The sequence below is a fragment of the Pantoea sp. CTOTU46764 genome, assembly GCF_031974595.1.
GTDB lineage: Bacteria > Pseudomonadota > Gammaproteobacteria > Enterobacterales > Enterobacteriaceae > Pantoea > Pantoea trifolii.
This window is the reverse complement of sequence record NZ_DALYOQ010000005.1, coordinates 115,233-123,186: the sequence shown is the minus strand read 5'-3', so window position 1 is coordinate 123,186 and position 7,954 is coordinate 115,233. Positions and strand designations below refer to the sequence as shown.

The 7,954-nt window shown below is 59.0% G+C and carries 4 protein-coding genes; 1 reads left to right on the top strand and 3 read right to left on the bottom strand.

Annotated elements, in window-relative coordinates:
• Both pbpC and RTM06_RS03735 read right to left on the bottom strand, forming a co-directional pair.
• Positions 1-1,400, bottom strand: a 1,400-nt coding sequence (gene pbpC / locus RTM06_RS03740) for a penicillin-binding protein 1C (RefSeq protein WP_312180022.1), incomplete at its 3' end; no start/stop codon positions are given.
• A gap of 6 nt (positions 1,401-1,406) precedes the next feature.
• Positions 1,407-6,293, bottom strand: coding sequence for an alpha-2-macroglobulin (locus RTM06_RS03735; RefSeq protein WP_312180020.1), 4,887 nt, complete (start codon positions 6,291-6,293; stop codon positions 1,407-1,409).
• A 147-nt stretch (positions 6,294-6,440) separates the two neighbouring features.
• Between RTM06_RS03735 and sseA the strand changes: the two genes are divergently transcribed.
• Positions 6,441-7,280 (top strand): 3-mercaptopyruvate sulfurtransferase, encoded by an 840-nt coding sequence (sseA, locus tag RTM06_RS03730; protein ID WP_312180018.1) that lies wholly within the window; start codon positions 6,441-6,443, stop codon positions 7,278-7,280.
• Between the two features lie 43 nt (positions 7,281-7,323).
• On the opposite strand, the gene sseB is transcribed toward sseA, so the two are convergent.
• Positions 7,324-7,954 (bottom strand): enhanced serine sensitivity protein SseB (sseB, locus tag RTM06_RS03725; protein WP_312180016.1); only part of this gene is annotated, 631 nt, incomplete at its 5' end.

The window sequence follows — 7,954 nt, the reverse complement described above, 5'->3', positions numbered from 1 at the left end:
GTCAGCCAGCGCAACTGCGCCGCATTGCCGTGACGGGCAAAGGCGCTGTAGGCCGCCACAATCTCATCCATGCGTGCGCCGGTGCCGCCCAGCACCAGCGACAGATTGGGTTCTGCACCGGCAGGAAAGCGCAGATTCAATCCGACGTTACGCAAGCGCGCGGCGACGGTTTTTGGCCCCAGCGCATCCAGCAACTGCACCGCCGGGAGATTGAGCGATCGCTCCAGCGCATCGCTGGCGCTCACCGGCCCGTGAAAGCCCGAGTCAAAGTTGCCGGGACGATAGTCACCGAAGCGGCGCGGTACATCCTGCAGCAGCGATTCGCCATGAATTAGTCCATCATCCAGCGCCATGCCATAGACGAAGGGCTTCAGCACCGATCCCGGCGATCGCACGCTGGCGATCATATCGACGTGACCAAAACGGCTGTCGTCATTGAAATCCACCGATCCGACATAGCCGCGCACTTTCATGTTTTGGTGATCCACCACCAGCAGCGCTAGCGAAGTGCGCGACGGCAAGTTGCTTTTCAGCGACGCTGCCAGATTCTCGAGTTCGCGCTGCAGCGACACATCAAGGGTTGAGGTGATTTTGTTGTCGGGTGACAGCGACAATAAGCGGCGGGCCAGCAGCGGCGCACGTTGCGGCATTTGGCGCGGCGGCAGCCACACCGCTTCTTGTTTGATATCGGTGACATCCTGCGCTGACCAGACGCGATATTGGGCGAGGCGATCCAGCACTTTATTGCGTGCGGCTTCGGCGCGCTGTGGCCAGCGGTCCGGACGCAGGCGGCTTGGTGCCTGTGGCAGCACCGCCAGCAGCGCCGCTTCACCTTTGGTGAGCTGGGACGGCGGTTTGCCCAGCCACATCCAGCTTGCCGCGCCAACGCCCTCAACCGTGCCGCCAAAAGGGGCGCGATTGAGATACAGCGTGAGGATGTCGCGTTTGGAGAGATGATATTCGAGCTGGAGCGCTCGCCACGCCTGCACCACTTTACCGCGCAGCGTGCGCGGTTGCGGATCGATAAGCCGCGCCACTTGCATGGTGAGCGTACTGCCGCCGGAGACCACGCCGTGATGCAGCACGTTCTGCCCGACGGCGCGCACAATCGCCATCGGATTGATGCCGGGATGCTGCCAGAACCAGCGATCTTCGTAGGTCAGCAGCGCCTCGATATAAGCGGGCGAGACATCCTCCAGCGTCACCGGATAGCGCCACACGCCTTGCTGGTCAGCAAAGCGCCACAGCGGCGTGCCGTCTTCGGCTACCACCACGCGCGCCGGCTGCAAATCACGCAGCGGCAATGGCGTTAGTCGATCCAGTAGCCACAGCGCGGCCAGTAAAATCAGTAAAAAAAGCGGCAGCCAGCGCCACCGCTTTAGTCGCTTACTTTCAGACATTAAGGGTTAACGCACATTGAGTTTTTCCGGCGTGCTGCCAATCGCGCGCCATTCCGGCACATACATCGATTCCACCTGTGGCGGCGGCAGGCGATAGCTGCCCGGCGTCACCGCGCGCGCCAGATACAACAACGTGCCCGGCGTGTAGCCATCCAGCGCCAGCGCGGCGACAAAACGGTCGTCACGGAATTCGATATGCTTAATGTTGGCTTGCTGCATATCCATCATGCTCTCTTTCAGCGCATCGGCGCTGTCGCCTAAACTGGCGCTGCTGTCGCTCAGGTTCTGGTTTTCCAGCTCAAGTCCAGCAGGCAGCAGATCCACCACCAGCGCATCACTGACGCGCTCGCTGGCCGCGACTTTGAGCCGCACCACCAGCAGTTCGCCACTTTTCAGGTTGGTGAGATCCGCTGGCTTACCATCCAGCGTGAAGTACTCACGACTGATCTGCAGCACGTTGCTCATCGGCGACGGTGCGGTGCGCGGATAGCCCACCACATTTAGCGTGCCGTAAAGCGGCGACGAATTGTCGCTTTTCACCGACACGCCCTGACGCAGCTGATCTTCCGTCATACCAATATTGAGCGGCTGATTGCTGCTGAGCGGTTCCGCTTTGCCTTGTAGTGTCGCCTGCCAGCTTTCGCCTTTATGCTGCTGCAAGGTGCGGGCGGCGAGGAACAACGCGTTGTTTTCCTGCGTCGAGAACCAGCGCTGTCCGTGCACCGCTTTCGCCAGATCGATCAGCAACGGACCTTGCATCTCCGGCAGCAGCTGGTTTTCCGTCAGCAGCGACAGAATCAGCGCGCGATCGCGCACCGGGCTGCCGTAATCGCCGAGCCAGCTGTTCGGCTTACGTTCCAGGCCAATGCCCTGCGCCAGCGCCAGTTGTGCACGCTGTTGATCGCCCATCAGTTTCAACGCCACGCCTAGCTGCACCATCGCCAGACCCGATTTCGCCTGATCGCGTTTTTCATACAGCGCACGCAACGCACCGAGCGGTGCCTGCTGCTGACGTGCCAGCACCAATCCCGCATAGGCCTGCACGCTGAAACGCAAACCATCGGCATCGCTGCTCCAGCTGGTTTCGATCTGCGTGGGATCCTGCAGATAGCGCAGCAGACGTTCGTCGGCACGGGTAATCACGCCATCCGGCACGCTGTAGCCGGCTTCGCTGGCGCGCAGCAGGAAATCAGTGACGTAAGCCGTCAGCCAAAACTCTTCCTGACTCTCTTTGCTCCACAAACCAAAGCTACCGTTGCCGCGCTGCATGCCGGCAAGACGCGCGATGCCAGTATCAATCGAGGCACGACGCGCTTCATCGTTGCTGGTTTTGATGCCCATCGCCGTCAGCTGCGCATGGTTGGTGAACACCGACGGCCAAATGCCGCTGGCGGTCTGTTCAAGGCAGCCATAAGGATAGGCATACAGCGAACTGATAAAGCTGGCGATATTCAGCGGTGGACGGTTGCTGAGCGACAGCTGTCCGCTCAAAGTATCCTGCTGCAAGCCGTTGAAGGCGCTCGCCATCACCTGCCAGCTTTGGCCGGTTTGCATCACGTTATCGAAGCTTAGCGTTTGTGCCGGATAAGCCGGACGCACGCCAATTTTCCATTTGCGCTCGCTGGCTGCCAGCGTTTCGCCCGGCAAACTCATGCCGGACACCTTGACCTGCACATCGCCCTCACCAAAGCCGCCCTGCGCTTTGACCGGAATTTGCAAAGTGGTGCGCGCGCCTTTCGCCAGCTGCACGCTGGCGGGGATCTGGCCGTTGAGCGCGATCTGGCCACTGGCCGTGACGTTGATTTTCAGCGTCTGCGGTTGATCGGTGAGGTTGGTGAGATCCAGCGCCAGCGTGGATTGATCGCCGCTGGCAAGGAAACGCGGTGTCGCCAGTTCACTGATCAACGGCGCAGCGACCACCAGCTTGCGATCGGCCGAGCCGAAGCTGTCGGCGCTCCACACCTGCGCCATCAAACGCAGTTCGCCATTAAACGCCGGAATCGGCAGTTCCAGCGTACCTTCGCCGTTGGCATCCAGCATTACCGGCTGCAACTGCTGCGCCACGATCTGCACCTCAGTAATCGGCTTTTTACCGCCGCGCGACAGCGCATCGGCATCGTCGCCGTCACCACCGAAACGCAGTGCGGCCAGCTTGCCACCGCCTTCAATCAGCTGACCGAACACATCGTACTGATCGGCGTTGTAGCGCTTGCGGCCAAAAAACGCGTCCCACGGATTCGGGGTTTTGTAGTCGGTAATGTTGAGCACGCCGCTGTCCACCGCCGAGAGCAATACCTGAACCTGCTGCGGCAACGCGCCACCTTCACGGCTGGCTTTGACCTTCACTTTTAGCGTCTGCTCAGGACGGATTTTATCTGGCGCGTCGAGCGCTACGCTGAGGCGACGCGCTTCGGTCGCCATCGGCAGATGCAGTAAGCCCACCGCACGTTTCGGCGTGACGCCGCTGGCTTTGTCGCCATCACGCACCACGATGGCGCTGAGATAGAGATCGTGTCGCTTCCAGCTGTCGCTAATCGGTACATCAATGGTTGCGCCGCCGGCCGGAACCTCCAGCGTTTGCCACCTCAGCGTGCCGCTGCTGGATTCCACCATCAGATAGCCTTTACCGGCAGCAGGCGATTCCACCTGCACGTGCGCGGTGTCGCCCGCCTGATAGGCGGTTTTATCGATTTTCAGTTTGACCTGATCCGGACGCAGCGCGCCGGTGCCGTTGGTGTTGTCCTGCCACCCATATCCGGCCTGGAAACGCACGCTGCTAATGATGCTGTCGCCGGCATGCACTTCCAGGCGATAGGTGCCCCACTCCACCGGGAAGCTCACCTTCTGGCTGCCGCCCGCCGCAATAGTGATGCGCTGCTGCTCCTCCTGCAGATCCTTTTGATCGAAGCGCGACTGCCAGCCTTCGCTGTCAGAGAAGCTCCAGTAATAGTCGCGGCGTTCGTGGATCAGGCGCACATCAAGATCTGACGCCGCCAGTTTTTCGCCCTGCGGATTGGCGTAGACCACGTCGAACTCCGCAAGGCTGTTTTCCGCCACGGTCGGCTCATCGTGATAACGGTCGCTACGATAGTCATACACCGATTCGCTGTTAAACAGCGGACGAATGCCGGGCAGCGCCGGAGCCGGCCAAATTGCCTGAGTCGCACGGCGCGTCACCGGACGGCCGCCGGTTTCCAGCAGGCTGGCTTGCAGAATCAGATTGAGCGGCGAATGACTCTCTTTCCAGCTGCTCTCAACGTTGAGCTGCAACTTGCCGCTCTCATCCAGCTTCTCATCCACATCATCGAACGAACGTTTCAGCTCTTCAGTGATGTCGCCAAATTGATAGCCTGGCAGCGCGGCAACCGCTTCACGTGCCGGGCGCAGGAAAAGCTGCCCTTGCAACTCGTTACCTGCGGCAGGCGCACCGTACAAATAGCGGCCTTCGACCGCAAAAGTAATGTCGTCATCTGGCGTCACCGGCTGCGCGCTGTTGGTTAGATCCAGTGCCATGCGCTCTGGCAGGAAGTCTTCTACGTGGAACGGCCAACTGCGCGGCTGGTTATCGCCGCTGTTGATGCGCAGCGTCCATTCGCCAGTCATTGCAGAAGCAGGTAACGCGAAACGATGTTGATAGATGCCGTTATCTGGCTGCCAGACAAAGGTCTGCGACACTTCGCCATTCGGCTGCACCACGTCGGCTTTCACCGGCTGCGGCGGCAACGGTTTGCCATCAGCATCACGCAGCAGCGCGTTAACGATCACCGTTTCACCTGGACGATAGAGATCGCGCGGACCAAATACGAAGAACTGTTTGTCATAGCCTTGCGGGCCATCAATCGGAAATTCAGCCAGATCCAGCGCCGGACGATTGAGATCGATCAGCGAGGTTTGGCCCTTTTGCGTTGCCAACAGCAGTTTGCCTTTGGCATTTGCCGGCAAGCGCAGATGACCGTTGCTGTCGCTGGTGCCGCTGGCGAGTTGTTTGCCTTTTTCATCCAGCAATTGCACGCTAACGTCAGCCAGCGGCGCGCCGTTGAACAGGCTTTGGGCGAACAGTTCCAGCTGTTTGGGGAATTGGTGCAGCGACAAACCGATGTCGCTCAATGTGAAGAGTGTCGCCGGCTGCGTGTAGTTGTAGGTTCCGGCCTGTTTCATCACCGCCAGATAGACGCCCGGCTGTTTCAGCGCATCGACATCGCCCAGCGGCAGCTGCATTTTCTCGCGCGTGTTGCGTGCCGGATTCAGATCGAAGCGGGCGCCGTAAACCAGATCGGCATTTTTCAGCAGCTCGCGCGATTCCCAGTACGACATGTTGTTGCCGTAATTCCACTGCGCCAGAAAATCGGCCAGCGAAGCACTTTTCACGCGGAAGAAATCGACGTCGACGTTATTCACATTCAACGCCAACACCGGCAACCCCTGCGTCAAACGCAGCGGCAGCAGCGATCCGCGACTGGCAAAACCTACCATCGGCTGGATATCGCGCGTGGTGAGCGTTTGGCTAAAAGGCGCGGATAAGGTGCTGCCATCGGCCGCTTTGAGACCGGCATCGACGTTAACCGTCAACTTGCGCGACGGTTCAGGATGGCGAAAACGCAGCGCTTTACCGTTTTGCGCCAGCTCCCAGCCGCCGTCGACCTTGCCGCTTTTCTCATCGGTAATGTGCACGCGCGCGGCAAAATCCTGTTTGCTGTCAAGCGGCGCGTTGAAGGTCAACACCAGCGCGGCAGCACCGTCAAGTTGCAGTTCGGAGAGATCGATAACGGACAGCGATTGCCGCGTTGCTGCTACGGCTGTTGTTTCCTGCGCGTAAATTGTTGAGGTTGCGCCGCCCAGTAATACCCCACCGATCAGCGCGCTGAGTAGCAGCCGGTTAAAACGTTTTGCCATGGTAAATCCCTCACCAGTCCCAGAAGTTAAGAAAACGCAATTTCGCGCAATTTCACATCAACCCGCCAACTTTAGCAATCACACCCTTGAGATAGCGTTCACATTCCCGGACACTGGGCTTTTCCCGTTTGCTGAGAAGAGGTTGCTATGACAGCCATATTTGTGTCCGCTGATTGGTTGAAAGAACATTACACCGAGGAAACATTGCAGGTGCTTGATGCCCGCATGTTGCCGCCTGGCCAGGAAGCCGTACGCGATCTGCAGGCTGAATATCTGGCTGGCCATCTGCCGAATGCCCCGTTCTTTGATATCGAAGCGTTGTCCGATCACACCTCGCCTTATCCGCACATGATGCCGCGCGCCGAATCCTTTGCGGTGGCGATGCGCGAGTTGGGCGTCAGCCAAGATAAACATCTGGTGGTGTATGACGAAGGTAACCTGTTCTCGGCACCGCGCGCATGGTGGATGCTGCGTGCCTTTGGCTGCGAAAATGTGTCGATTCTGGCCGGAGGATTGCAGGGCTGGAAAGCGGCTGGTTTCGATGTCGCCACCGGACCGGTTAGTTTGCCGGAGGGTGAATTCGAGGCGACTTATGATGGCGCACAGGTGAAACGCCTGACCGACGTGCTGCTAATCAGCCACGAAGGCGGCGCGCAAATTATTGATGCACGCGCGGCCAACCGTTTTAACGCCGAAGTGGATGAACCGCGTCCGGGATTGCTGCGCGGGCATATTCCTCACAGCCTGAACGTGCCGTGGAACAGTTTGGTGGTAAATGGTGAACTGAAACCGGCAGCGGAACTGCGCGATCTGTTTGCTCAGGCGGGCGTAAAACTGGATCAGCCAGTGATCGCCAGCTGCGGGTCGGGTGTTACGGCGGTGGTGGTGATTCTGGCGCTGACGTCGTTGGGTGTGCGGGATGTGACGCTGTACGACGGTTCGTGGGGCGAATGGGGCAGCCGCGACGATTTACCGATCGAAAAGTGATCGCAGGTCGCCATAAATGGCGACCCTACATGTAAGGTGCGGATTATATAATCCGCTGACTGCCCTTAAAATCGCGCAGGAAACTGCCCCAGCGACGTTCATAGAACGGCGTAATGTGGGCAGTAAAGAAGTGGCTCACGCCGCGATCTTCACTAACCACTTCACAGATATCAATAGGTGCATCATCGGCCAGGGTGTCTGTTGCTACGCCGCCCGCCGCTTGAATAATCTCATCAATATCGCTATCGGCTTCGATACCAATCAGCAGGTTGGGTTCTTCGGTGGCACTTTCGCGAATGCTGGCGATGTAAGCACGGCGCACCTGCTTATACTTGGCAAACAGCTGCGTTAACGAATCAATCATCTGCGCTGGCGGCTCGGCCACTTCAGATAACAGCAGCGCCTGACCGCCTTCCAGCACGGTTTGCTGGCTCAGCGCACTGCCCTCTTCGCCAATCAAATGGGCGATTTCACCCGGCGAAAACTCTTTGCCCGCAGGCAGCTTCGGATTGAGGAACAACGTTTCGCCTTGCGTAATCTCAAACAGCGTGCGCACCGGCATGCGCAGATAAGGCTGCTCATCTTTGATTGCCTCGCCCATCGCTTCTTCAGAGGTAAAGAACGGAATCACGCTGCCGCCGCCCTCTTTTTCCCAATGCTGTAATTCGACCGGC